General features: G+C 46.8%; 25 protein-coding genes. 16 read left to right on the top strand and 9 right to left on the bottom strand.

Going from position 1 to position 24,792, the window contains the following annotated elements:
• Position 1: 1 nt before the first annotated feature.
• Together BW952_RS06550 and BW952_RS06555 are read right to left on the bottom strand one after the other, a co-directional pair.
• A complete protein-coding gene (locus tag BW952_RS06550; RefSeq protein ID WP_045850429.1) occupies positions 2–424 on the bottom strand; it encodes a Na(+)/H(+) antiporter subunit B in 423 nt (140 codons plus the stop codon).
• Positions 411–2,825, bottom strand: coding sequence for a Na+/H+ antiporter subunit A (locus BW952_RS06555; RefSeq protein ID WP_045850430.1), 2,415 nt, complete (start codon positions 2,823–2,825; stop codon positions 411–413). The genes BW952_RS06550 and BW952_RS06555 overlap by 14 nt, the downstream gene beginning before the upstream one ends.
• Before the next feature lie 190 nt (positions 2,826–3,015).
• Between BW952_RS06555 and BW952_RS06560 the strand changes: the two genes are divergently transcribed.
• Complete coding sequence (locus BW952_RS06560; protein ID WP_045850431.1) at positions 3,016–3,717, top strand: universal stress protein; 702 nt, start codon at positions 3,016–3,018, stop codon at positions 3,715–3,717.
• Positions 3,718–3,735: 18 nt separating this feature from the next.
• Here the strand turns inward: BW952_RS06560 and BW952_RS06565 are convergent, their stop codons facing one another.
• The 3 genes from BW952_RS06565 to BW952_RS06575 form a co-directional block, all read right to left on the bottom strand.
• On the bottom strand, positions 3,736–4,275 hold the full coding sequence (locus BW952_RS06565) for a tyrosine-type recombinase/integrase (RefSeq protein ID WP_045850432.1): 540 nt from the start codon (positions 4,273–4,275) through the stop codon (positions 3,736–3,738).
• Positions 4,276–4,459: 184 nt separating this feature from the next.
• Complete coding sequence (locus BW952_RS06570) at positions 4,460–5,662, bottom strand: sensor domain-containing diguanylate cyclase (protein WP_169714087.1); 1,203 nt, start codon at positions 5,660–5,662, stop codon at positions 4,460–4,462.
• A gap of 405 nt (positions 5,663–6,067) precedes the next feature.
• The gene (locus BW952_RS06575) at positions 6,068–6,394 is read right to left on the bottom strand and encodes a MerR family transcriptional regulator (protein WP_045850434.1); all 327 of its coding nucleotides are present in this window, start codon (positions 6,392–6,394) and stop codon (positions 6,068–6,070) included.
• 182 nt (positions 6,395–6,576) lie between these two features.
• On the opposite strand from BW952_RS06575, the gene nirB reads away from it, so the two are divergent.
• The 8 genes from nirB to hflX all read left to right on the top strand — a co-directional run bounded on the left by nirB (position 6,577) and on the right by hflX (position 13,951).
• Positions 6,577–8,988, top strand: a complete 2,412-nt coding sequence (gene nirB / locus BW952_RS06580) for a nitrite reductase large subunit NirB (RefSeq protein WP_045850435.1) — start codon at positions 6,577–6,579, stop codon at positions 8,986–8,988.
• 15 nt (positions 8,989–9,003) lie between these two features.
• Positions 9,004–9,321, top strand: a complete 318-nt coding sequence (gene nirD / locus BW952_RS06585) for a nitrite reductase small subunit NirD (RefSeq protein WP_045850436.1) — start codon at positions 9,004–9,006, stop codon at positions 9,319–9,321.
• A 19-nt stretch (positions 9,322–9,340) separates the two neighbouring features.
• On the top strand, positions 9,341–10,090 hold the full coding sequence (gene cobA / locus BW952_RS06590) for a uroporphyrinogen-III C-methyltransferase (protein WP_045850437.1): 750 nt from the start codon (positions 9,341–9,343) through the stop codon (positions 10,088–10,090).
• Between the two features lie 78 nt (positions 10,091–10,168).
• A complete protein-coding gene (locus BW952_RS06595) occupies positions 10,169–10,771 on the top strand; it encodes an alpha/beta hydrolase (protein ID WP_045850438.1) in 603 nt (200 codons plus the stop codon).
• Between the two features lie 114 nt (positions 10,772–10,885).
• Entirely contained in the window at positions 10,886–11,167 is a 282-nt protein-coding gene (locus BW952_RS06600) for an AbrB/MazE/SpoVT family DNA-binding domain-containing protein (RefSeq protein ID WP_045850439.1), read from the top strand.
• Between the two features lie 65 nt (positions 11,168–11,232).
• Positions 11,233–12,054, top strand: a complete 822-nt coding sequence (locus BW952_RS06605) for an undecaprenyl-diphosphate phosphatase (protein ID WP_045850440.1) — start codon at positions 11,233–11,235, stop codon at positions 12,052–12,054.
• Positions 12,055–12,211: 157 nt separating this feature from the next.
• Positions 12,212–12,598, top strand: a complete 387-nt coding sequence (locus tag BW952_RS06610; protein ID WP_045850441.1) for a DUF302 domain-containing protein — start codon at positions 12,212–12,214, stop codon at positions 12,596–12,598.
• An 87-nt stretch (positions 12,599–12,685) separates the two neighbouring features.
• Positions 12,686–13,951, top strand: a complete 1,266-nt coding sequence (gene hflX / locus BW952_RS06615; RefSeq protein WP_045850442.1) for a GTPase HflX — start codon at positions 12,686–12,688, stop codon at positions 13,949–13,951.
• Positions 13,952–14,135: 184 nt separating this feature from the next.
• Here hflX and BW952_RS06620 read toward each other — a convergent pair whose 3' ends face one another.
• Entirely contained in the window at positions 14,136–16,262 is a 2,127-nt protein-coding gene (locus BW952_RS06620) for an MMPL family transporter (RefSeq protein WP_414735791.1), read from the bottom strand.
• 190 nt (positions 16,263–16,452) lie between these two features.
• Here BW952_RS06620 and BW952_RS06625 point away from each other — a divergent pair, with 190 nt between their 5' ends.
• The 6 genes from BW952_RS06625 to BW952_RS06650 all read left to right on the top strand — a co-directional run bounded on the left by BW952_RS06625 (position 16,453) and on the right by BW952_RS06650 (position 20,990).
• Positions 16,453–16,764, top strand: coding sequence for an antibiotic biosynthesis monooxygenase family protein (locus BW952_RS06625; protein WP_045850443.1), 312 nt, complete (start codon positions 16,453–16,455; stop codon positions 16,762–16,764).
• Positions 16,765–16,836: 72 nt separating this feature from the next.
• On the top strand, positions 16,837–17,265 hold the full coding sequence (locus BW952_RS06630; RefSeq protein WP_045850444.1) for a MarR family winged helix-turn-helix transcriptional regulator: 429 nt from the start codon (positions 16,837–16,839) through the stop codon (positions 17,263–17,265).
• Positions 17,266–17,363: 98 nt separating this feature from the next.
• Positions 17,364–18,314, top strand: a complete 951-nt coding sequence (locus tag BW952_RS06635; protein ID WP_045850445.1) for an ABC transporter permease — start codon at positions 17,364–17,366, stop codon at positions 18,312–18,314.
• The gene (locus BW952_RS06640) at positions 18,307–19,254 is read left to right on the top strand and encodes an iron chelate uptake ABC transporter family permease subunit (RefSeq protein WP_045850446.1); all 948 of its coding nucleotides are present in this window, start codon (positions 18,307–18,309) and stop codon (positions 19,252–19,254) included. The genes BW952_RS06635 and BW952_RS06640 overlap by 8 nt, the downstream gene beginning before the upstream one ends.
• Entirely contained in the window at positions 19,254–20,012 is a 759-nt protein-coding gene (locus BW952_RS06645; protein WP_045850447.1) for an iron ABC transporter ATP-binding protein, read from the top strand. The genes BW952_RS06640 and BW952_RS06645 overlap by 1 nt, the downstream gene beginning before the upstream one ends.
• 15 nt (positions 20,013–20,027) lie before the next feature.
• On the top strand, positions 20,028–20,990 hold the full coding sequence (locus BW952_RS06650) for a siderophore ABC transporter substrate-binding protein (RefSeq protein WP_045850448.1): 963 nt from the start codon (positions 20,028–20,030) through the stop codon (positions 20,988–20,990).
• A 16-nt stretch (positions 20,991–21,006) separates the two neighbouring features.
• On the opposite strand, the gene BW952_RS06655 is transcribed toward BW952_RS06650, so the two are convergent.
• The 3 genes from BW952_RS06655 to BW952_RS06665 form a co-directional block, all read right to left on the bottom strand.
• A complete protein-coding gene (locus BW952_RS06655; protein ID WP_045850449.1) occupies positions 21,007–22,452 on the bottom strand; it encodes a sensor histidine kinase in 1,446 nt (481 codons plus the stop codon).
• Positions 22,439–23,128, bottom strand: coding sequence for a response regulator transcription factor (locus BW952_RS06660; RefSeq protein ID WP_045850450.1), 690 nt, complete (start codon positions 23,126–23,128; stop codon positions 22,439–22,441). Before BW952_RS06660 ends, BW952_RS06655 begins: the two co-directional genes overlap by 14 nt.
• 69 nt (positions 23,129–23,197) lie before the next feature.
• A complete protein-coding gene (locus BW952_RS06665; protein WP_045850451.1) occupies positions 23,198–23,656 on the bottom strand; it encodes a hypothetical protein in 459 nt (152 codons plus the stop codon).
• Between the two features lie 132 nt (positions 23,657–23,788).
• Between BW952_RS06665 and BW952_RS06670 the strand changes: the two genes are divergently transcribed.
• Positions 23,789–24,784 carry a LacI family DNA-binding transcriptional regulator gene (locus tag BW952_RS06670; protein ID WP_045850452.1) on the top strand — a complete coding sequence of 332 codons (996 nt, stop codon included), beginning with the start codon at positions 23,789–23,791 and terminating at the stop codon, positions 24,782–24,784.
• The last annotated feature ends 8 nt before the right edge of the window (positions 24,785–24,792 follow it).

Genomic DNA, 24,792 nt, shown 5'->3' on the forward strand with positions numbered 1-24,792 from the left:
CCTATACCTCCCCGCTAATGCTTGTAATAATCGTGACGACGACGCCAATCACACCGAGGGCGACCCCGGCTTCAAACAGGACAACCGTGGCGAGCTCAGTTTTGCCGAACAGCGGCAGATTAAAATAAGCAAACGTCTGGCTTAAAAAAGCACTTCCAAACAGAAGAGAGCCCATGCCGGTGCAAACGGAAATGAGAACGCCGGTCGCAGCCAGCTTCCGGTAGTCAAGCGGAATGCCGGCATTAACTGTTTCCACATCAAAGGACAAATATAATAGAACGAAAGCGGAGGAAAGAGTCAGCCCGCCGATGAAGCCGCCGCCTGGATGGTGATGGCCGGCTAAAAACAAGTACACGCCGAATGTTAATATAATAAAAACGGCGATTTTGGATACAGTTTGCAAAATGACATCATTCTCTCTCACGTTCGTCCTCTCCTTTCGGTGCTTTTAATGTAACGAGCGTGTAAACGCCAATACCGGCAATAAACAAAACAACAACTTCGAGCATCGTATCAAATGCCCGGAAATCTCCTAAAATGGAATTGACGATGTTTCGTCCGCCGGCAAGATCATAGGAATCTTCAAAGTAGCTTGAAATAGAATCGAACAGCCGGTTTCCTTGAACGGAAAGAGCGATCAAAACCGTTAAAGCGCCCATTCCAATGGAGACTAGAAGCTTCGGCAGCCGGACCTTGAGCGAGCGCTCTTCCCTCGACCATTCAGGAAGATGGTGAAAGCAAAGCAGAAACAGCACGGTTGTGACCGTTTCGACGACAAGCTGCGTTAAAGCCAAATCCGGTGCCCGGAAGAGAACGAAGAAGATTGCAATCGAATAGCCAAGCACCCCATTTAATAAAGCAGCGGTCATGCGCGACTTCGTAAAGGGTATGCCGATGGCCGCCGCCGCCATCACGAGGACAATAATAACCTCGTAAACAGCCACAGGGGCATCACCGGAAGGATCAATGATGATGCTGCCGGACAACAAGAGTGTGCCGCCGGTGATAAGCAGCAGGAAACCATAAATGTAATACAAATAATGGCGCAGAAAGCCGGTCATATATCGGCTGGTTGCCTGATGAGATAATCTCTCTCCGGCCGAAAGCATCCACCGGTAGCCGCTGTCGATGCTGCGGTGCTCCGGGAAAAAGTCATACACAAGGTACCAATAGCGCAATGTTTTCACAGCGACCGCCCCGATCACCGCCACACCAATAGTCATAAGCAGCTCCAGGTTAAATCCGTGCCAGGCGGAGATGTGTGGAATAAGCCCATCCATATTGGCATACGTCGGCAGGATACTGTTCATGGCAGGAGAAAGCAGGTAATGACTCAGCTGATTGGGCATGAAAAAGACCAGAACAATCAGTCCGCATAAAATGATTGGTGAAATCAGCATGCCGATCGGTGCCTCATGCGGTGTTTTCTCCAATTTTTCGCGACGGTATGGACCAAGGAATGTCCGGAAAACGAGAATCATCGAGTAAGCAAACGTGAAAACACTGCCAATCCACGCAACGATTGGGAACAGAAGACCCCACGTCTCCATCGAAAAAAGGGTCATCTGATTGGCGTTCAGTACAGCAGTGAAGAACATTTCTTTACTTAAAAAGCCGTTGAAGGGCGGCAGGCCGGCCATGGAAAAACTGCTGATCACGGCAAGTGAAAATGTGACCGGCATAAAGGCAATCAACCCGCCGAGCTTGCGGAGATCACGCGTCCCAACTTCGTGATCGACAATGCCGACGATCATAAACAGCGCACCTTTAAAAGTCGAATGATTCACCAGGTGAAAAAGTGCGGCGAAAATAGCTTTTGTATAAAGAACCGATTCGGTTGAAGCGCCGCCCTGAAGCGCAGCAGATCCAAGACCGAACAAGGACATAATCAATCCGAGCTGGCTGATGGTCGAGTACGCGAGCAGCGCTTTTAAGTCTTTTTGCTTTACTGCCGAGAATGACCCCCAGAACATAGTGAAAATGCCGACGCCGCTGACAAGCCAGAACCAGGTGGCTTCACCGCCAAAAACGGGTGTAAAGCGGGCGACAAGAAACAAGCCGGCCTTCACCATCGTTGCTGAGTGCAAATAAGCGCTCACAGGAGTCGGTGCTTCCATTGCATCAGGAAGCCAAATATGAAAGGGGAATTGAGCGGATTTCGTAAAGGCACCAATTAAAATCAATACGAGAGCAGGAACGAATAACGAGTGCTCATGAAGCGTGTCTCTCATCGCAATGATTTCCTGAATGCTGTTTGTCCCGCTCATCACGTGGAGCATGATGAACCCGACAAGCATCGAAATACCGCCGCCGACTGTAATAAGAAATGATTTTTGTGCACCGTAACGCGAATTTTTGCGACGGAACCAGAAGGCGATCAGCAAAAAAGAAGAAACACTGGTTAATTCCCAAAAAAGGTATAAAACCATTAAATTGTCTGACAGGACAACGCCAAGCATTGCGCCCATAAACAGGAGCAAGTAGGCGTAAAAGTGAGCAAGTGATTCTCTTTCCTTTGACATGTAAAAGATAGAATACAGCACGACGAGGCTGCCGATTCCGGTGATCAGCAATGTAAAAATGAGACTTAACCCATCTAAATGAATGGCGAAATGAAGGTCCAGCGCCTGCATCCAGGCAACAGAGGCTGAGAAAACATCGCCGCTTGCAATGGCTGGTACATATGAAACAAAAAAGCTGAACAATAAAATCGGTACGGTGATCGCTCCCCAGCCAAGGTGGAGCTTCGGCGCCCCTACGCCAAGCAGCGGAATGAAAGCAGCAGCTAGAATGGGCATAAGAATAAGGTAATGAATAAGCGTCATTGGATTCCCTCCTTTGTTCTGACTATCGGGTTGGTTTTGGTCAATTTTGGTTCAATCAAAAATAAAGGTTGAAATTTTGCGCGGTGACCTTTAATCTAACAGTCGGGATAAAAAAGAAACGCTTTCGCTTTGATCGAATGAAAGCTGTACAATAGATGCATAGAAGATCATTATACAGAGGTGAAGAATAGTGAAAAAACTGCGGGCACGGATGGACGAAAGCATATTAGTTTGTGCATATTATGGTCCTAACGGTGAACGGCTCATCAAAAGAGGAGCCAAGCTTGCGAACATGCTGGACTGCCCGCTCTACATTTTGAACGTAGAGTCTGCGGCGCAAAGAGATTTAAGCGCGGACAAAGCAGGATACATCGACTTATGGAAAGCCCTTGCGGAAGAGTGCGGCGCAGAAGAATTTATTCTGCGGGATCATGAAAAACGGCCGCCTGCCAAAGTCATTGCAGAAGTGGCGCGTGAACGGGACATTACACAAATTATTTTGGGCCAGTCTCCGCAAAGCCGGTGGGAAGAAATTAAAAAAGGCTCATTTGTTAACACGCTAATGCGGGAAATATCGTTCGTCGACTTCCATATCGTGTCGATTGACCGTTCCGTTGAAGATGATGACAACCTGTTTGATAACGGGACAAGAGCGTATCTTGTTAAAGCAGATGATGGGCATCGCATCGAATTTGCCTATTCAGATGATGTCCTGTTTGAAGGGATTTTCTACAAGGAAACCGGTACGGATTTTAATAATGGTGTGTTTAAATTTATGAAAGAAAACCGGACGTGCCAGCTGCATGTCACCGATGAAAAAATTACAGAGCCGACAACCATTCATTCTGCGATTAAAGAAGAAAAGTTTGACGATGAAGAACCCTCAGAGTAAGATCTGGCGGTTCTTTTTTTAGAGATTCACGTCAATTCGCTGATCCGTATCATCCATTCCGATGTAGCGCAGCGTATCTGAAGGGCTTTGCTGATGAAAGCGAGCCTGAATCAGAGAGATGGCAATGCCCTTTTTATACGCGTGATAGCCGAATGTCTTCCGCAATGTGTGGGTGCCGATTTGATCGTTAATGCCTGCTTTTCGCGCCGCTTCATTAATGACCCGGTACGCCTGCTGACGCGTAATCGGCAGGCCGCTTTTCGGCGATTGAAACAAGTAGCTGTCGTGCGGCGGGGATGTATGGTGCAGGTGGAAGCCGAGGGCCGCTTTGACCTGGTCGTTAATATAGATCTTCTGGTCATCGATCAGCAAAAACGATTCAATTGCCCCATCTTCCTTCACAAGCTGGCTGATTTTTAGTGAAAGCAGAGTGCTCACCTTGAGGCCGGTGTTAATGCCTAAAACAAACAAAACGTAATCCCGGCTTGACCGTTCCTTTAAATTTTTTTTAATCGAGTTGATTTTTCGGATGCTTTTAATCGGATTTACATACTCCACTTTTCCCGCTCCTTCATGTTACATAATATAAGCCTAACATGTATTTATGTAACATTGCAAATGAGGAGCAGCTGTCCAGACTCCTTTTTCTCATCAGGTGAAAGGTCATGAAACGATAAAAAAACGGGCTGAAAAGCACCCGTTTTAGTCAAATTAAATGGTTCGCCTGCTTGTGAAGCGGACGTTATTGTCTACTCTCTCTTTTTTCGTTGTACATTTGCTGGTCGGCCATTTCGAGCAGCTCTTCTACGGAGACATTCATCCCCGACTGATAATAGCAGGTGCCGTGGCTTGCGGATAGTGTAAATGGTTCCTGCGAGGTCTGATTCATGCGCTTGAATTCTTTCTGAATCGCCGACCAGACTTGATTTGCTTTACAAGGGGTCTGTCCGGGGAATATGATGACAAATTCATCACCACCCATGCGGAAAAGGATGTCGTCGTCGTTGATTTTCTTTTGGATTATTCCTGAGATGGTCTTAATTAGCTGATCGCCTTTGTTATGACCGTGCTGATCATTTACCTTTTTCAAATGATCGATATCAATGTAACAAATGGTGAAAGACTGCGAGTGCCTGCTGTTCATCAGGCTTGAGAGGATATTCAGACCTTTTCTTCTGCTCATGGTGCCCGTTAACTCATCAACAAAGGCATGAGCCGATAGCTTTTCTTCTTCTGCCTTAAATGTGGTTACATCTGTGGTGCCGATCAACAAACAGGGCTCTTGGAAATGATCGACGATTTCAAAGTTTAACATAATCCAGATATTTGGCTTCAGAGGATCAAAATGCGGCGTTAAATAGCCTTTTATGCTGTTTTTCTCTTTTAGAACATCGACGATCGTACGCAGCTCATGTGAATCTTTAAAAAAGAGATCGATTCCTTTTTCGGAAAGACCGGTTCCCTCATAATAGTCAGACGCACGCTGGTTTAATAGGACAACCTGATGGTCAGAAAGTCTGGCTAAAATGAGTGGGTGCGGGTTCATATCAAACAAGCGGCGAAATGTTTTTTCATTTTCGAACAATTGAAGATGGTTTTCGCTTTCTTTTTTTCGGTAGAAATAAAAGGTGGAAGAAAGAAAAAGTGAAATGCCGGCTGCTGCAGATGAATTGATCATATCCACGATGGCTGGAAGTGAAAAGCCTTCAATCATAAACAATCCAGCTAAGAAAAAGCAATGAATAGCTCCTATGATGACAGCTGATTGTTCGGGAGGAATCGGAAAAATAATCGCTGTAGCCATTAATAAAATTAAATAAGAATAAATGTTGTCTGTAAGAAACTGACTGTTAAGCGACCCGGAAGCGCCGATTAAAATATAAAAACCAAAGAAGAAATAAACATACTTGAGCAGATGTTGACTATTTGTTTTTGACCGATTCATTAAAGAGGACCGAAAAACCAAAAACAGCAAGGATACGAAAAATGAAATAAAATGCATGAACGACAGGATTGCCCAATTGAATTGGTTATCTCCTACTCGCAGAAAGTAGACGTCTAAAGTCAAATAAAACGGATAAGAACATACAGCGATCAAACAAACGAGGCGGAGCCGAGAAAAGAGAAGCAGTCCTAGCTGTTGATGAAAAGCATGATGATTGTCGCCCTGCTGTGCAGAAAAAAAGGGAGGGGAGAAAGCTGCTATTTTATTTTTCTTCATATAACTGTTCCTTTTTTATCTAAATAGTAGCACATCTTTAAAAGGCGATCTATAGAATTTATTCGTCTGGCTGAAGAGTGCAGCGCATATAAAAAAACACTCGGAATTTTTTTATTCCGAGTGTTTTTTTCATTTGAATTTGTTTTGAATGCCAAAGCGTGCATTCAGCTGACCTTTGATCATGCTTCGCTTCAGCTTTTCCTCATCCGGCTTTTTCTTCATTTCCTGTCTGATCTCAAACGTCCGCACACCGTCTTCCATCTGATTGGCGATATCCATTAATGTCTCTACGTCGCCGAAAGAATACTTTCTCGTTCCGCGCTGAGAGCGGTCGGGGAAAATCAACTGGCGTTCTTCATAATAGCGAATTTGACGTTCTGACAGACCGGTCAGTTCGCTGACGATGCCGATGGTAATGACTTTTTTCGTTTTGTAGCTTTTCTCATCTTCTGTCATGGAATCACCTCAAAATGGGATACTTCTTTATTATAAATGAAATGTATAAATTATGTAACAAATTTATGTTATATTTTCTTACTCATCAATTTCTATGTAAGATTATATAACATTTATTGTGACTACTTCTTTTAAATTTTTTATAATCAAGACTATCAACAGCCACCAAGGAGGATGTTCAGATGACAAAAGAAAAAATCATTTTAATTGGAAATGGAATGGCCGGTGTCCGGTCCATTGAAGAATTATTAAAAATCGATCCGGATCGTTTTCATATTACAATCTTTGGCGAAGAGCCGTATCCGAACTACAACCGGATTCAATTGTCAAAGGTGCTTCAAGGAGATACGACAATTGCAGACATTACACTAAATGACTGGAACTGGTATGAGGACCACAATATTCAGCTGTACCCGGGGGAAAAAGTCGCGCGCATCGATACGGAGGAAAAAGCGGTATACACTTCGAAGGATCGGAAAGTAGCATATGACAAACTGATTATTGCGACAGGCTCTCTTCCATTTATTATCCCGGTTCCAGGTCATGAAAAAGAAGGCGTAACGGCATTTCGCGACATTAAAGACTGTGAAAAGATGATTAATGCATCAAAGGAATATAAAAAAGCATCCGTCATTGGCGGAGGACTTCTCGGATTAGAAGCAGCCCGAGGTCTTTTGAACCTAGGCATGGAGGTCAATGTGATTCACCTGGCTGATTTTTTAATGGAGCGCCAATTGGATGAAACAGCCGGGAAAATGCTTCAAAAAGAGCTGGAAAAGCAAGGCGTGAATTTCCTGATGCAAAAGCAGACAGCGGAAATCACTGGGGATGGACGCGTGGAAGGCATCCGGTTTAATGACGGAGAAGAAATTGAAACCGATCTTGTCGTCATGGCCGTCGGCATCCGTCCGAACACTGCACTGGCGAAGGACAGCGGCATTGCTGTAAACCGCGGCATTCTTGTCAACGATTATATGGAAACGAATATTCCAGACGTTTATGCAGTAGGTGAATGTGCAGAACACCGTGAAGTCGTTTACGGACTGGTCGCACCGCTTTATGAGCAAGGAAAAGCAATGGCTGCACACATATGCGAAGAGCCCGCAGCCGGTTACGAGGGATCGGTTTTATCAACACAGTTGAAGGTATCAGGTGTAGACGTATTCTCAGTCGGCGAAATTGTGGAAGACGATGAAACAAAAACGATCAAGATGTTTGATGACTGGAAGGGTACGTATAAAAAGGTATTGATTCGCGACGGGAAGATGGCCGGTGCGGTGCTGTTCGGTGATACGAGTGAAGGCAATAAGCTGCTTCGTCTTATTAATAAGAAGTCGGACGTAGAGGAATACCTCGGAGCACCGGAGGAAGCGGCTGGCGGCGCAAGCCTGGTGGCATCCATGGAGGATAGTGAGCTGATTTGCGGCTGTAACGGGGTATCAAAAGGCGACATCGTCTGTGCGATTAAAGAAAACGGCTTAACGACAGCAGATGAAGTAAAAGCCTGCACGAGCGCTTCGAGGTCATGCGGCGGCTGTAAACCGCTTGTAGTTGACTTGCTGGCTCACACGCTTGGCGACCAGTTTGAAAAAGGGAATCAGAAAGAGGCGGTTTGCGGTTGTACAACGCTTTCACGGGACGAGGTCGTCGAAGCGATTCGCGAAAAAGGCCTGTCTCATACACGTGAAGTAATGAATGTTCTTGGCTGGAACACAGACGGGGGCTGCTCGAAATGCCGCCCGGCGCTTAACTATTACCTTGGTATGCTGAAGCCGAAAGAATACGAAGATGAAAAAGAGTCACGCTTCGTTAATGAGCGCATGCACGGCAACATTCAAAAGGACGGCACATATTCGGTCGTGCCGCGGATGTACGGCGGTGTAACCTCAGCAGAAGACCTTCGCAAAATTGCGGACGTGGCAGACAAGTACAGTGTGCCGCTTATTAAAGTAACCGGCGGCCAGCGGATTGATTTGTTTGGTGTAAAGAAAGAGGATCTGCCAGGCATGTGGGCGGACCTGGATATGCCGTCTGGCTATGCATACGGCAAAACGCTCCGTACGGTAAAGACATGTGTAGGAGAAAGCTTCTGCCGTTTCGGTACGCAGGATTCCATGAGCATGGGCATCATGATGGAGAAAAAATTCGAACGGATCGGTACACCGCATAAAGTGAAAATGGCTGTATCTGCCTGCCCGCGAAACTGTGCAGAGTCAGGCATCAAGGATATCGGCGTAGTCGGTGTAGACGGGGCATGGGAAATTTATGTAGGCGGCAACGGCGGAACACATTTGCGTGCCGCAGACCTATTCTGCAAAGTGAAAACAAATGAAGAAGTCATGGAAATGATCGGCGCGTTTATGCAATATTACCGCGAGGATGCTGCTTATCTCGAACGTACATCTGTCTGGGTGGAGCGTGTAGGTCTTGACCACATTAAAGAAGTGCTGGCTGATCAAGCCACTCGTGATGCATTCAACGCACGCATTGACGAGGCATTGTCTGTGACGAAGGATCCGTGGAAAGAAATCATTGAAAGCAAAAAAACGAAAAAAGAATTGTTTGAAACAGAACTCGTCAGCACAACCAATTAAAAGGGGGCCGTACACATGGAAAAAACATTGGAAAAGGTAAAAATCGCATCGATTCATGATCTGCCTGAGAAAATGGGCAAGACGGTCCGGATCGGGGAGCTGGAGCTGGCTGTTTTTAAATTAGGAAATGGAAAAGTGACTGCGATTGAAAACCGCTGCCCGCATAAGGGCGGTGTACTTGCGGAAGGGATCGTCAGCGGCGAGCACGTTTTCTGCCCGATGCACGACTGGAAAATCTGCACAACAGACGGCAAGGTGCAGGCGCCGGATGAAGGCTGCGTTTCCTCATACAAAGCGGTCATCGAAAACGACGACGTTTATTTATATCTTTAAGAAAAGGAGGCGGACGACGATGGGTGAGGTATATATTGTAGGAGCAGGACCAGGAGATCCGGAGCTGGTGACGGTGAAGGCATTAAAGGCGATTCAACAAGCTGACGTTATTCTTTATGACCGGCTCGTAAACGAAGAGTTATTGAATGAAGCAAAGCCATCGGCCGTCCGCGTTTTTTGCGGCAAGTTCCCGGGCAATCATATTATGACACAGGACCGGATTAATCGGCTGCTTGTTAAATTCGCTTCAAAAGGGAAATGTGTGGTCCGGTTAAAAGGAGGCGATCCATTCGTCTTTGGACGCGGCGGTGAGGAAGCGGCATATGTCAGGAAGTTCGGCATTCCTGTACAAATCGTGCCGGGCATCACAGCAGGAATCGCTGCCCCTGCGTATGCGGACATTCCAGTGACGCACCGGGAATATGGCAATTCGTTTGCTGTCGTAACCGGCCATCAGATGGAAGGAAAGCAGGAAACGGATTGGTCCGGACTAGCGGTCTCGGTGGATACACTCGTTATTTATATGGGTATGAAAAACCTGGCTGGCATCGCTGAAGCGCTCATTCAGCATGGGCGGAACAGTGAAACGATGGCGGCGGTCATCGAGCAGGGAACGCTGGCGGCTCAGCGCGTGGTCACAGCGCCGCTCAGTCAAATCGCTGCCGAAGCCAAAAAGCAGGCGATCGGCAATCCGGCCGTTATTGTCGTCGGAGACGTTGTAAACTGCCGTGCACAGCTGCAGCGTGAAATGGCAGCGGCTGCTTTTTAAAACACCAAACGGTTGACTCTCTTTTCTTCGTCCTGTACCATTATCTTTAATTCGAGATAATGAAGGGTGGAAAAAGAGATGAAGCATCTTTTTCAACAAGGAACGGGCAGCCGTGTTCTGCTGCTGCTGCATGGAACGGGTGGAACAGAGCGGGATTTGCTGCCGCTCGCTGAAATAATTGATCCAGCCGCCTCCGTTTTAAGTGTGCGCGGAAATGTGCTGGAGAATGGAATGCCGCGTTTTTTCAAAAGGCTGGCTGAAGGGGTATTCGATGAAAAGGATCTAATTTTTCGCACCAAGGAGCTGAACGCCTTTTTAGATGATGCGGCGGCTGAGTATGGGTTCAACCGAAACGAAGTAGTGGCAGTCGGCTATTCAAACGGGGCGAACATTGCCGCAAGCCTGCTTTTTCACTTTGAGCATTCGTTGAAAGGGGCTATTTTGCATCATCCGATGGTGCCGAGAAGAGGCATTGATCTTCCAGATTCGAAGTCGCTTCCTGTCTTTATTACGGCTGGGAAAAACGACCCGATTTGTCCGGCATCAGAAACGGAGGATCTGGCACAGCTGCTCGAGGGTGCAGGCGCAGCTGTGTCGGTTCATTGGGAAACGAACGGCCATATGCTGTCCGGTACAGAAGTGCAGGCTGCAGCAAAATGGTATAAAGAACATATCGGTTAAACAGGAATCAGAGAGAAGCGTGTCTTCTTTCTGGTTTTTTTGTTGAATTATCGTGTTTTGACAATGAAAAGGGAATGTGAAATAGTGGAATTATCCTGTTGAAAGAGGTGGAATATGATTCAATTGATGTCAAAGCGCATAGTAGATGGGCAGGGGAGAGTAGTGCTGCCAAAGTCAGTCCGAAGAAAAATGGATATTCACCCCGATGACCGGGTTCTGATTACGGTGCGTCATGGAGAAATGATGATCGAAAAATGGCCGGATCACGCAGGGGAAATGAAAATGTGCTATGTGACAGGGATTGAATCAACAAAATGCCAGCCCTTTAGCGGTGGGATTGATTTAAGTGAAGAAGCGGCCATGCTGCTTTTGAAAGAATACAGGTCTAAACAGTAAACGATTGGCGTACAGTTGAAAGTGTGCTACTTTAAAGAGTGGAAATCTAATGAAGGAGAACGAAAATGGATTTTATCACTCTGTTAAAAGCGGTGATCCTTGGCCTTGTCGAAGGGCTGACGGAATTTGCACCGGTCTCGTCTACGGGACATATGATTATTGTCGATGATATGTGGCTGCAGTCACATGAATTTCTCGGAAAGTATGCAGCAAATACGTTTAAGATTGTCATTCAGCTCGGTTCAATTTTAGCGGTTGTCGTTGTGTTCAAAGATCGGTTTATTGATCTGCTCGGATTAAAAAAAGAAACACGCGGCCAGGGCGGCCGGCTTCGTTTAACGCATGTTATTGTTGGCTTGCTGCCAGCGGGAATTTTAGGTGTGTTGTTTGAGGATTACATTGATGAGCATTTGTTTTCAACAGAAACGGTGCTGATCGGGCTTGTGGTAGGTGCGTTTCTCATGATTGCGGCTGACTTGTTCGGCGGCCATAAGCGGACGATTGAAACGGTGGATCAGATTACATACAAACAGGCGCTGACGGTCGGGCTGATTCAATGCTTGTCTTTATGGCCAGGCTTTTCCCGCTCCGGCTCGACGATTTCAGGCGGTGTGCTGCTTGGCATGAGCCACAGGGCTGCGGCTGACTTCACGTTTATTATGGCTGTGCCGATCATGGCAGGAGCAAGCTTTTTGTCCCTTTTGAAAAACTGGCAGTATTTCACTGCAGACGCCATGCCGTTTTTCGCCGTTGGCTTTATCAGTGCTTTTGTATTTGCACTCCTGTCGATTAAATTTTTCTTAAAGCTTATTAACCGCGTGAAGCTCATTCCATTTGCCCTTTACCGGATTGTGCTCGCTGCTGTGATTTACTTTGTTTTTCTATAAAAAATGAAAAATCCGGACATGTCTCTGTTCGGATTTTTTTCAGTTGTCTGGCAACGGCTTGATACAAGCGGATAAATGATAAACCGCGCCAGCACATTTTGTTTAATCAGTACCATGCCGGGTACAATAGGAAGGAAGAATCGAAAGGAGCGATAACATGTTTCACTATACAAAAGAGGTAAGCGGAACGGTAGACGAAGCGGCGAAGCGTATTGAAGAAGAGCTTCAAAAGGAAAAATTCGGCGTGCTCTGGTCCTTTGATGTAAAAGAAAAATTAAATGAAAAAGGGCTCGATTTTGATCAATCCTTCAAAATTCTAGAGGTGTGCAACCCGGGGGAAGCGAAAAAAGTGTTAACTGAGAATCCACTCGCCGGTTATTTTTTACCTTGTAAAATCACGGTTTACGAAGAAAATGGACAGGTGAAGGTTGGCATGCCGCGCCCAACCATGCTCATTACACAAGTGGACTCAGCGGATGACACCTTAAAAACGATTGCGGAAAATGTGGAAGCGAACATGAAGGCGGCTATTGACCGCGTTTGATTTACGAAGTCCGCACATGATAAAATAACAGCACGAATTGATCCCGCAGGCAGCCGTCTGCGGTTTTTTTATAATGGAGGACAGTCAATGAATGAAACGAAAACAGAGCAGTTAAAAGGGATTACGGCCGGTGTAAATACAGACAGCGGCGAAGATTTTCTTTATTCAATGGAAGAGCTGAAAAACCTGGCGGAAGCGTGCGGCATTGACGTGAGGGGAGAGCTGACACAAAACCTGCCCCGCGTTCACCCGGCTCTTTACATGGGGACGGGAAAAGCAGAGGAATTAAAAAACCTGGCAGAGCAAATGGAAGCGGATGTTGTCATTTTTGACAGTGAGCTGTCGCCCTCGCAAATCCGCAACCTTGAAAAAGAGCTTGATTGTGAAGTAATTGACCGGACGATGCTGATTTTGGATATTTTCGGACGGCGTGCAAAAACGAAGGAAGCGCAGCTGCAGGTGGAAATGGCGAGGCTTCAATACATGCTTCCGAGGCTTGTCGGCACCTATGTAGCACTGGGCAGGCAGGGAGGCGGCTCCGGCTTCAAAAACCGGGGAGCGGGTGAAACAAAGCTTGAGCTCGACCGCCGGAAAATCGAGTCGAAAATCGCCTATTTGCGGAAGGAGCTTGCCAAAATTTCCGAGCAGCGCACGGTGCAGCGCAAGCAGCGGCAAAAAAACAATATGCCGATAGCGGCACTGGTCGGCTATACAAATGCAGGCAAATCAACCGTTATGAATGCGATGCTTCAAACGTATAACGGTGACGGAGCGGAAGTGTTTGAAAAGGATATGCTGTTTGCGACGCTGGATACATCGGTCCGGAGCATCGAGCTGCCGGATAAAAAAACATTTTTGCTCGCAGATACCGTTGGATTTGTCAATAAGCTTCCTCATCATCTCGTCAAAGCATTTCGTTCAACACTCGAAGAAGCGGCAGAGGCGGATGTGCTGATTCATGTGATTGATGTGTCGAGTCCGCAATTTGAAACGATGATGGATATTACAGATAAAACGCTGGCGGATATCGGGGCAGCTGATGTACCTGTGCTTTATGCCTACAACAAAGCAGACCTTGCTGGTGTCGATTATCCGAGGGCAGCAGGAGAATCCATTTATTTATCGGCAAAGGAACGAGCCGGTATTCTGGAGCTGACAGACGTACTGAAGCGCCACCTGTTTAAGGATTACATCCGCTGTACGATGCTGATCCCGTTTGACGATGGCGAAGTCGTCTCGTATTTAAACGAGCATGCCGCTGTGATGCAAACGGAATACGAGGAAAACGGCACAAAGCTTATTGTGGAGTGCAGCAAGGCTGACTACGAAAAATACAAGCGGTTTGTTTTATAATAGACCAGCCCAAAAAGCCGAACGATCACAGTCGTTCGGCCTTTTGCGTGTAACGCCGGTATATGGAGGAGACCGCTGATAAGTACGTGCTGATCGCCGATATATGAACATATCGGCGATCGCTCACGTTATATCGGCGCTCAACAAAATATACCAGCGATACATCATCTTCAAGTCAGTACGGTTACCGCCGGAATGGCATCCACCAGTTGGCTGTGCCAAGCAGCTTCATCAAGCTTGGAACGAGCAGCAGCCGGACGATGGTGGCGTCAATCGCAATAGCGATGGCAATACCAATGCCGATCTGTTTCACAGGCACGACGCCTGTAAAGGCAAACGCACCGGTAATCACAATCATAATCAAGGCAGCGGATGTGATGATCTTACTCGTGCTGGCCAGCCCTTCCACCGTCGCATACGTATTATCACGTGTTTCCAGGTAATACTCCCGTATCCGCGAAATCAAAAACACTTCATAATCCATGCTCAGGCCGAACACGAGGCTGAAGACAAGGACGGGCAAAATAAGGGAAATATCCGCTTGATCCATTCCGAAGTGGCCGCCCTGGAACAGCCAGACGAGAATGCCAAATGTCGCGGCTAAACTGATCACGTTCATCAAAATCGCTTTAAGCGGTATGATAATGGAACGAAAGGCGATCATTAAAATAAAAAAGGTGGAAATTAAAATAACGGACAGAACCGGCACGATTTTACTGAAGATTTCATCATACAGCTCCTGGTTAAATTTCGGCTGGCCGCCAAATGTGACGTCAACCGGCCATTCCGCCTCGCTCCAGTCCCGAACCGCGGTTTGTGCTTCATCTGAATCGGCTTCAGCATCAAGAGAAACAGGAATCAAAAGCTGGTTCTCTTTGACAAACCCGTCAACAGCAGGCTGAAGCTGTGCGGCTGCCTCTGGTGCTTGAAGCAGTGCAGCAAGCTGCTCCGGATCGGTTTGGCCGCTGACTGTGAAAAGCGTTTCAGCGCCGGTTACCGTTTCTTCTTGTTCAAGCTGGCCCTGCAGCTCCTTCATCACAGCGAGACCTTCTGCATCAAGCCAGCCGTCTTCACGCTCTGCCACGGCATAAACAGTTGAAGCGGCATCCTGCATGAATTCCTTCTCGATCGTATCGAACGCCGTCCGTGATTCAAACGTAGTTGGAAGAGATTCAGCTGCTGGTATGGCCAGATTCATATTTTTCACCGGGATCATACCGGCACCAAGAAGCAGCAGCGCAAGCAGGGCAATGATCACCGGCCGCTTCATGACAAACCCGGCAAACGTGCGCCAGCGATTGGACGCTTCGGGATTTGGACGGATGAGCTGCCATTTGTTAATCCTGTCACCGAGCAGCTTCAATAAAGCCGGAAGCAGTGTCATCGACGCGATAACCGCAATCGCAATAACCGTCATGCCGCCAATGGCGACGTTTTTGAATATATCAATGTCAATCAACAGGACAGACCCGAGGCCGATAAACACACAAAGAGCCGAGAACAAAATGGAATGACCGGCTTTAGACTGCGCAATGCTCAGCGCTTCGTCAATCGTCCGTCCATTCGCGCGCTCTTCTTTAAAGCGGTTAATGTACAAAAGCGAAAAATCAATCGAAAGTGCAAGACCAAGCATTGGGGCAATGTTTAAAATAAAGATGGCCAGGTCCATATAGTCAGCGACGAACGATAACACGCCAAAGCCAATGACGATCGTTAAACCGCCGATCACAAGCGGCAGGATGGACGCCACCACGGAGCCTAGCGCAAGCACTAGCACAATAAGCGCTACAGGCAGTCCGATTAACTCCGCCCGCTTTAAATCGTCCTGACTCGCCTGATTAATATCTTTGGAAATCACCGGTCCGCCGGTTAACGAAACGCCTTCCTCCAGTGCAAGAATAGATCGGACGTCCTCGATAACAGGGTCCATTTGAATGGATTCATCGTCAAAGTGCACAGCCGCGTACGCAACCTCTTCCTTCAGCCACTCCTCTTTTAAAAGCGGCGAATCAACAGCAGAAGGAGAAACGTCATTCTCGATCTTGTTTAACACAGAATCGATTGTTGAATGAAAGTCATCCGCCGATTCACCCTCCTCCTTCTCAAACAGGACAAGCAGAGTGTTTTCAGGGAAATCGAATGTATCATAAAGTTCTTTCTGCACGGTTTCATAATCCCCATCTGTACGAAAGCCGTCGCCTTCAAGCTTGGAGGGGAGCGACGCAGCGAAAAAGCCGAACACAACAGCAGCAATCAGCCACACGATTAAAATCATTTTCCACGATCGAATAAAAAACGGCTTGTTAGTCAAATCAATGTCTCCTTTTTTAAGTCTATGAATCTATCTTAATCGATTATCTGCTTTTTTGAAAACGCAGAGCTGTTGTGGAGGCTGGAATCGTTTTTCCGTCGATATGCGGAAAATCATTGACAGTGAAAATCATTATCAATATAATAAAGAGGTGATAATTATTCTCATTTAAAAAGCAAGGAGGAGCTCAATGTTTGTTGAAATGAAAACTATTACGGTCAAGCCTGGAACCGGGCATTTAATTGTTGAAGATTTTCAGGGGAAAAATGCGATGGCGGAGATGGACGGCTCTGTTGACAAGCGCATTCTTGTCCGTACACGAAACAAAGAAGAGGAAAAAGTGATTGTAACGATTCGCTGGGAAACGGAAGAAGCGTATAAAGGCTGGAAGAAAAGTCCGATTCATGTAGCCGGTCACCGTCAGAAAAAAGAAAAACCGGCATATATCGTGGACTTTACGAATGAGACGTTCACAGAAGTTTCATCAAACCTGTCTGTTTAGTCGGATATGTACTTGCGCCGACAAGTTCTTTCCTTTACAATAAAGTGGAAAAGCTGTTAGAGGAGAATGGTGATGTACAAGCTCGATGAATCACTTGGGTATAAATTGTTTCAAGGCTCACGGCTGATGACGAATAGGCTGAACCAGTATTTCCGTTTAAAGGGCTACCCGATTACACATGAACAATGGCAGGTGCTCAGCCGATTATTTGATCGGGACGGACAAACGCAGCAGTCGCTCGCTTCGTTAAATGAGCGGGATGAACCGAGTGTATCGCGACTTGTTGCGAACATGGAACGGAGCGGACTGATTGAAAGACGGCCTCATCCGACTGACAAGCGGATCAATCTTGTGTTTTTATCGGAACAAAGCAAACGGCTTCAAGATGAATACACAGCCATTGCCGAGCAGACGATTCAAGATGCCTCTTCCGGTATTGATCCGGATGTGTTTGCAGAATGTCTGAGGACGTTGGATCAGATTCGCCGCAACTTGTCTTGAACGCGTGCCGGTTTATAATCGGCATTTATATTTTTGTAGTCAATTGAGAATGAATATCTCTATCACTCTTTTCGGCAATATAAAGGTTAGGACAAATTATGAAAAAACGTTATTTGGTTTTCTTGCTCATTGCACTATCATGTACATCGTTATTCGTAGGTGTCACCCGCATTTCACCGCTGGATTTATTCCGGTTTGACGATCATCAAACACAAATCTTCTGGCAAAGCCGGGTGCCGCGGCTGATCAGTATTTTAATTGCAGGTGTGACGCTAAGCATCAGCGGGTTTATTATGCAGCAGCTGAGCCGCAATAAATTCGTTTCGCCGACAACGGCGGGCACGATGGACTCGGCCCGTTTTGGGATCTTAATCGCGCTTATTGTGTTTACATCGGCAAGCCCGTTTGAAAAAATGATCGTTGCCTTTGTGTTTTCATTAGTCGGTACATTTTTGTTTATGAAAATTCTTGACCGGATCAAAATGAAAGACCCGATCTTCATTCCGCTCGTCGGGCTCATGTTCGGGAACATCATCAGCTCGATTACGACTTTTTTTGCGTACAAGCATGACTTAATTCAAAACATGTCAGCCTGGCTGCAGGGAGATTTTTCGATGATTACGGCCGGCCGTTACGAAATGCTGTACATCAGCATTCCGCTTGTGATGATTGCGTACATATTTGCTGACCGGTTCACGATTGCCGGCCTCGGCGAAGATTTTGCGAAAAACCTGGGATTAAATTATAAGCAGGCGGTGAATGTTGGGCTGATCATCGTCGCCCTGTCAACGACACTTGTTGTACTGACGGTCGGACTGATCCCATTTCTTGGCCTTGTCGTTCCGAACATTGTCTCTCTTTACCGGGGCGATAATCTGAAAAACAGCTTGTTTGACACAGCGCTGCTTGGAGCCGTCTTTATCTTGTTTTGCGATATTCTCGGACGAATCATCATCTTCCCGTACGAAATTCCAATCGGCTTAACGGTTGGCGTGATCGGGAGCGGCATCTTTATTTACTTGCTGATGAGGAGACGGGATTATGCGTGAAAAAGGGAAACTGATACTGTTAATTGTGCTGGCGGCTGTCTCGATTACAGGCTTTATGTTTATTGAACTCGGAGCGAACTGGGACTATGCACTGCCAAGACGCGCAGAGAAAATGGCGGCGATTGTTCTCACCGGAACAGTTATTGCCATTGCGACGCTCCTGTTTCAAACGATTACGAACAACCGGATTTTAACGCCGAGCATTATTGGGCTTGATTCGCTTTATATGCTCGTGCAAACAACGCTTGTGTTCTTTCTCGGCTCAACTAGCTTGACGGTGATGAACAAGCAGGTGAATTTTGCGATTTCGCTAGGCTTTATGATCGTTTTCGCTCTTGTTTTATACCGCATTCTGTTTAAACGGGAAGGGCAGAACATTTACTTTTTGCTGCTGCTTGGCTTGATTGTCGGAACGTTTTTCGGCAGTTTCACCTCGTTTATGCAGGTGCTGATTGATCCGAATGAATTTCAAATTATTCTAGACCGGATGTTTGCGAGCTTTAATAACATCCAGACAGACGTGCTGGTCATGGCCAGTGTGATCACAGCGGTGGTTCTCTTGTACATGATGAAATTTGTGAAGTATTTGGACGTCTTATCGCTCGGGAAAGAAACAGCCGTGAACCTGGGAGTGGATTATGACTATACCGTCAAGCGTCTGCTCGTGATCGTGGCCGTGCTCATTTCCGTGGCAACGGCACTCGTTGGACCGATTACGTTTCTTGGGCTGCTCGTTGTGAACGTGGCGTATGAAATGTTTAAAACATATAAGCATTCGGTGCTTATCTTCGCTTCCGCCCTCGTCTCGATTGTCGCCCTTTCGGCTGGACAAGTGCTTGTCGAGCATGTGTTTACGTTTTCAACACAGCTCAGTGTCATCATTAACTTTGTCGGTGGCATTTACTTCATATACTTATTGTTAAGGGAGAGCAAATCATAATGGTAGAAGTGAAATCAATCTCGAAATCTTACGGATTAAAAGCAGTAGTGGATGATGTCTCTGTGTCGATTCAAAAGGGCAAAATCACTTCGTTTATCGGTCCGAACGGCGCCGGGAAAAGTACGCTTTTGTCCATTATTAGCCGCTTAATGAATGCGGACACGGGCGAAGTGCTTATTGATGGGCAAAAGGTGAATGAAACGAAAAGCCGGGAGCTGGCGAAAAAAATCGCCATTTTGAAGCAGTCGAATCATTTGAGCCTGCGCTTGTCGGTCCGCGACCTTGTGTCATTCGGCCGTTTTCCGTATTCGCAAGGAAAGCTGACGAAGGAAGATCAAGTGTATATCGATGAAGCGATTCGCTATATGGAGCTCGAAGATATGCAGGACCGGTATTTGGACCAGCTGTCCGGCGGCCAGAAGCAGCGCGCGTTTATTGCGATGACGATTGCGCAGGATACGGACTACATCTTACTCGATGAGCCGCTGAATAATCTGGACATGAAGCATTCCGTTCAAATTATGAAGGTGCTGCGCAGACTGGCAAATGAGCTGGGCAAAACGGTGCTGATCGTCATCCATGACATTAACTTTGCCTCGGTTTATTCCGATTACATCGTGGCGCTGAAGGACGGCAAAATCGAAGCGCAGGGAACGGTCAATGACATTATGACAAGCCTGGTATTAAAGCAAGTGTATGGAATGGAAATGCCCATTCAGGAAATCAATAATCAAAAAATATGCGTGTATTTCAGCTAATTAAAGGAGAAACCAATGAAAAAATATCTTTTATTACTCGTAATGGCTCTTTTTGCAATGGTTGCAGCAGCGTGCGGCTCATCCACTTCAGGTGAAGAAGGAGCAGCGGAGCCGGCAGAAAGCGATGAAGCACCATCAGAAGTAACGGTAAAGCATGAGCTTGGCGAAACGACAGTACCCGTGAATCCGGAAAAAGTTGTTGTCTTTGACTTTGGTACACTGGATACAATGGCGGAGCTTGGCATTGAGCCGGTTGCCCTCCCACAAGAAAACATTCCGGATTACTTGTCACAGTTTGAAGATGAAAAGTATGAAAATGCGGGCAGCCTGAAAGAGCCTGATTTTGAGAAAATCAATGAGCTGGCCCCGGATTTAATTATTATTTCCGGCCGTCAAATGGATCTGTACGACCAGTTTGCTGAAATTGCCCCAACCATTTATTTGGGAGTGGACACGGCGAACTACATGGAATCCTTTAAGAAAAACGCAACAACGGTTGGCCAGATTTTTGATCAGGAGGCAGAAGTAGAAGAAAAGCTTTCTGCTATTGATGAAAAAGTAGCAGCGCTTCATGAGAAAGCATCGGCGTTACAAGGAAACGGTCTTGTGATTTTGGCGAATGAAGGCAAGATCAGTGCGTATGGCCCGGCTTCACGCTTTGGCATCATTCATGATGTGTTCGGTGTAAAAGCAGCCGATGAGAACCTGGAAGTATCCACACACGGACAAAGTATTTCGTTTGAATACCTTGTTGAAACCGATCCGGATTACTTGTTTGTTGTAGACCGTGGTGCGGTTGTGACAGAAGGAGAATCGTCCGTGAAGCAGGTGGTGGAAAACGACCTTGTGAAGGGAACAAAAGCCGTATCAAACGACAATGTCGTTTACCTTGATCCGAACATCTGGTACTTGTCAGGCGGCGGACTTCAGTCTGTGATGGCACAGGCAGATGAAATCGAACAGGGCATTTCAGAGTAAAAAAAGAAACCGGCTCCTATTTAGGGGGCCGGTTTTGTTTTTTCATTTTCAGTGTAAAGGTGGTGCCGAGCGGGGATGTTTCTTTTAGCTCCAGGTCGCCGCCCATCGCTCGGGCCAGCAGCTGGCTGAATGGCAGGCCAAGTCCGAGGCCGCGCACTTTGTATTTCTTGTTTTCACCCCGGTAAAAACGTTCAAATATAAGCGTTTGCTCGGAATCCGGGATGCCGATTCCCGTGTCGGATACGTCAACAAGGGCACATGGGTCTTCATTTCGAACCGTAATCGTCATCTGTCCCTTTTCTTCAATGGCATGAGCCGCGTTGTTGAGCAGGTTCATCATAATCTGGCGAAAGCGGTCGGGGTCCATCAGGACAAGCAAATCGTGCAGGTACGCCTGGAAATGAACGGGAATCCCCTCTGGGTTACGGGCCAGATTCCATTCGTGTACAATCCTTTTCGTTAACTCATTTAATTCGTGCGGGGCCGTTGAAACGGGCAAGGCGTTCGCTGCAAATGTATTAAATTCAAGCAAGTCATTGATCATCGTTTGCATCCGTTCCGTTTCGCTTAATGAAATCCTGATAAATTCCTTGGCTTCATCGCCCGTCACCACATCATCTTTTACCGCTTGAAGCAGTCCGCTGATTGACGTAACGGGTGTTTTCAGCTCATGTGTGACACCGGCCAGCAGTTCAGCGCGGATCGCTTCAAGCTGTTCAAGCCGTACGGCCATATCATTAAAGGAGGTTACGAGGTCATACACTTCCTGCTCCTTCGCTTTGGACGGAATGAGGGAGACGCCGTAATTGCCGTTGCGGATTTCTTTTGCGGCTGCAGCGGCGGCACTAATCGGCCGGGAAAGGCGGCGCGATAAAATGTAAATGGCCGCCCATCCAAGCAGCCCGCTGCCGATAATGAGAAGAGCAAGCAGCCGGTATTCGTCATTCAGATCCGCAAATTCGTCTTCCGGCTGAAGCATCACTACCCACCCGAACGTAACATCATCGACGACTATTGGTTTTTTGATTAAATAAACGAGCATATCGTTCTTCAAGCCGGAAAACGTTTGAACATCACTGTTTTTTTCCAACACGGAGGAAGGAAACGCGTTTTCTTCATACAAATCCTGTTCGCCTTCTGACAAAATCGTGCCGCCTGCATCGGTAATAAAGATAGACGGGGGAGACTCCATCTTCATCAGCTCATCCCGTGCGTCGAGCATGTCCTGATCGAGGTAGGCCGCGCTTGTGCGTCCTTCACTGCCCTGCTGGCTGCCCGCAATCCGCCCCGCTAATTCCGCTGCCAAAAACTCGGAGACATCGAGACGGTTTTCAAGCGTCGTGTGCCGAATCCAGACAACAGACAGCATGGCGAGGACAAGGAGACCGATGGCTAATGTAATTGCATATCTTGTTGTCCAATAACGCAGCAGCGAAATGCGCCGTTTTTTACTCGTCAACAACAAATTGATACCCCAATCCGCGCAATGTTTTAATTTCCCCTTCAGATGAAGGCCATTTCGCCAGCGCTTTGCGAATGCGTTTCACTGATAAATCAACAGCGCGGTCACTGCCATCATAATCGTGCCCCCATACTTCATCCAGCAGCTGGTCACGTGTGAATGTCCGGTTCGGTGACGAAGCTAGAAATAGGAGAAGCGACAAGTCGCGTGGCGTCAGCGCGATCTCTTTTTGGGCCAAAGTAACACGGTGCGCTGTAAAGTCAATCGTTAAGCTTCCGTACTGATGCACTTGATCATTTGTCCGGACTGGTGCTTCCTCCGACCGGCGCAGTACCGCCCTGACACGCGCCACGACCTCGTCTGCGATAAAAGGCTTGGAAATATAATCATCCGCCCCGCTGTTTAAGCCGTCCAGTCGGTAATTCACATCATTCAGCGCCGTCAGCATAATAACCGGACAGCTTCCGGACGCTCGAATTTCTTTTAATACCGCCCAGCCGTCTTTGCCAGGCATCATGACATCGAGAAGGACAAGAGCAGGAGACACCTGGTGGAATTGCTTTACAGCTTCTGTCCCGTTAAACGCTTGAATCACCTGAAAGCCGGCTTTCGCTAAATACACCTTCAGTACCTGGCTGATGGCGGGTTCATCTTCTGCTATTAAAATCGTTTGCATCGTTCATCTTTCCTTTCTGCTGAAACATGGGCTTCATTGTGAGAAAAAACCGACCAAGGTTGGCCGGTTTTAATAAAATCCATTTAATTGCTGTGCCGCTTCCGGGTTTACATCTGCAATAGACGCAATAATTTCTTTTACACGCTGTCCTTCTGTTTCAATGCCGAAATAATCCGCCATGTTATGTACATCTACTTCGTGCGCTCTTTTAATTTGGAGGCGCAGCGCTTTTTCTTCTTTGTTCTCTGTTTCAATGCCGTAGTAGTCCGCTTGCTTTTGAAGCTTAGCCAGCCGAACCTTTTTCGCCGCTGTCTCTAAATCATCGCCTTCAATATGAATGCCAAGTGCCGCTGCTTGATCCGCAATGACCTCCGCAAAGCTTTTTGTTCCAGATCGTGTAACGGCCGGTGCCGCTTGTTCTTTAATTAACTGAGGGGAAGCGGCTTGAGCTGGAGAAGAGGGAACGCCGCTTAAAATGGTGATGGAGAGCGCGCCCGTCATCACATATGACATTGTTTTCTTCTTCATCATTCTTCCTCCTGTACAATTCCTTTACTTAATGATTTCATTGTACCCGAGAATTATGTCAAGTACATGTCAATCGAGTAAATTTTTTGTTTTTTCTTGTTATAATGAAAAGAAAAAAGGATGGATCGGCTTATGAAGCCAACAATTTATGATATTGCACAAAAAGCCGGTGTCTCAGCGGCGACCGTTTCAAATGTTGTAAACAGCCGGGGGCGGGTGGGGGAAGAAACCCGAAAAAAAGTAGTAAAGGTGATGGATGAGCTTCACTATCGTCCTAATCTAGCAGCATCCGTCCTTAAGGGAAAACCGGCACGAACAATCGGTTTTTTTGTGCCGGATATGCTGAACCCGATTTATATGGAATACGTGAAGTATGCGGAAGAAAGAGCCCAGGCATGCGGATTTAGCATTATTATGTGCAGCACAGAAAATGACCCTCAAAAAGAACGTGTGCAGGCTGACATCCTCCGTCAAAAAAATGTAGATGGTTTTATTATTACATCAAAATTTCAAAATGAGCAGCTGTTACAAGAGTTGGAACAGGAGGGATTTCCGTCACTTTGTCTGGCCCATGAGCGGAATGAATTTCAATTTGACAGTGTAACAGGGGACGATGAGCAGGCAGGGCAGATGGCAGCGGATTACTTAGTATCACTAAACCACATAAACGTGGCCATGATCGCTGAAAAAGACTCGCTCAGCAGCCCTGGCCGTATAACAGGTTTTCAAAAGAGATTTCAGGAATTGGGCAAAAATGCACCGCCTGTTTTTTTTGCAGAAGCATCCATTGAACGGGCAAAAAAAGTGGCCAAAGAGGTCATTCGAGAAAAAAAGCCGACCGCTCTTTTTGGAGGGAATGATGTGATTGCTGTCGGCATAATTCAAGCAGCCAGAGAGTTAAACCTGTCCATTCCGGCTGAGCTGTCCGTCATCGGTCTTGATAATACGTTTTTGTGTGAAATTGTGTCACCTCAGGTAACCGCCATTTCAATGCCGGTAAAAAAAATCAGCTATAAAGGGATTGATTTGCTCATTGACAAAATGAAGAGCGGGAGAGATGTGAGGAAAGCGGCTGTGTATCCTCCGGCACTTGTTGAAAGAGTTTCTGCGCAAAAAAGAAAAAAATAAATTGAAAA

The organism is Domibacillus enclensis (assembly GCF_900156125.1).
In the GTDB taxonomy this organism is placed as follows: Bacteria; Bacillota; Bacilli; order Bacillales; family Domibacillaceae; genus Domibacillus; species Domibacillus enclensis.

Coding starts and splice junctions, on each gene's coding strand:
- BW952_RS06625 (WP_045850443.1), top strand. CDS start 16,453: ATGTTTGTTGAAATGAAAACTATTACGGTCAAGCCTGGAACCGGGCAT.
- BW952_RS06570 (WP_169714087.1), bottom strand. CDS start 5,662: ATGAATCGGTCAAAAACAAATAGTCAACATCTGCTCAAGTATGTTTAT.
- BW952_RS06595 (WP_045850438.1), top strand. CDS start 10,169: ATGAAGCATCTTTTTCAACAAGGAACGGGCAGCCGTGTTCTGCTGCTG.
- BW952_RS06575 (WP_045850434.1), bottom strand. CDS start 6,394: ATGACAGAAGATGAGAAAAGCTACAAAACGAAAAAAGTCATTACCATC.
- BW952_RS06650 (WP_045850448.1), top strand. CDS start 20,028: ATGAAAAAATATCTTTTATTACTCGTAATGGCTCTTTTTGCAATGGTT.
- BW952_RS06635 (WP_045850445.1), top strand. CDS start 17,364: ATGAAAAAACGTTATTTGGTTTTCTTGCTCATTGCACTATCATGTACA.
- BW952_RS06670 (WP_045850452.1), top strand. CDS start 23,789: ATGAAGCCAACAATTTATGATATTGCACAAAAAGCCGGTGTCTCAGCG.
- cobA (WP_045850437.1), top strand. CDS start 9,341: ATGGGTGAGGTATATATTGTAGGAGCAGGACCAGGAGATCCGGAGCTG.
- nirD (WP_045850436.1), top strand. CDS start 9,004: ATGGAAAAAACATTGGAAAAGGTAAAAATCGCATCGATTCATGATCTG.
- BW952_RS06665 (WP_045850451.1), bottom strand. CDS start 23,656: ATGAAGAAGAAAACAATGTCATATGTGATGACGGGCGCGCTCTCCATC.
- nirB (WP_045850435.1), top strand. CDS start 6,577: ATGACAAAAGAAAAAATCATTTTAATTGGAAATGGAATGGCCGGTGTC.
- BW952_RS06645 (WP_045850447.1), top strand. CDS start 19,254: ATGGTAGAAGTGAAATCAATCTCGAAATCTTACGGATTAAAAGCAGTA.
- BW952_RS06605 (WP_045850440.1), top strand. CDS start 11,233: ATGGATTTTATCACTCTGTTAAAAGCGGTGATCCTTGGCCTTGTCGAA.
- BW952_RS06640 (WP_045850446.1), top strand. CDS start 18,307: ATGCGTGAAAAAGGGAAACTGATACTGTTAATTGTGCTGGCGGCTGTC.
- BW952_RS06610 (WP_045850441.1), top strand. CDS start 12,212: ATGTTTCACTATACAAAAGAGGTAAGCGGAACGGTAGACGAAGCGGCG.
- BW952_RS06600 (WP_045850439.1), top strand. CDS start 10,886: ATGATTCAATTGATGTCAAAGCGCATAGTAGATGGGCAGGGGAGAGTA.
- hflX (WP_045850442.1), top strand. CDS start 12,686: ATGAATGAAACGAAAACAGAGCAGTTAAAAGGGATTACGGCCGGTGTA.
- BW952_RS06555 (WP_045850430.1), bottom strand. CDS start 2,825: ATGACGCTTATTCATTACCTTATTCTTATGCCCATTCTAGCTGCTGCT.
- BW952_RS06660 (WP_045850450.1), bottom strand. CDS start 23,128: ATGCAAACGATTTTAATAGCAGAAGATGAACCCGCCATCAGCCAGGTA.
- BW952_RS06630 (WP_045850444.1), top strand. CDS start 16,837: ATGTACAAGCTCGATGAATCACTTGGGTATAAATTGTTTCAAGGCTCA.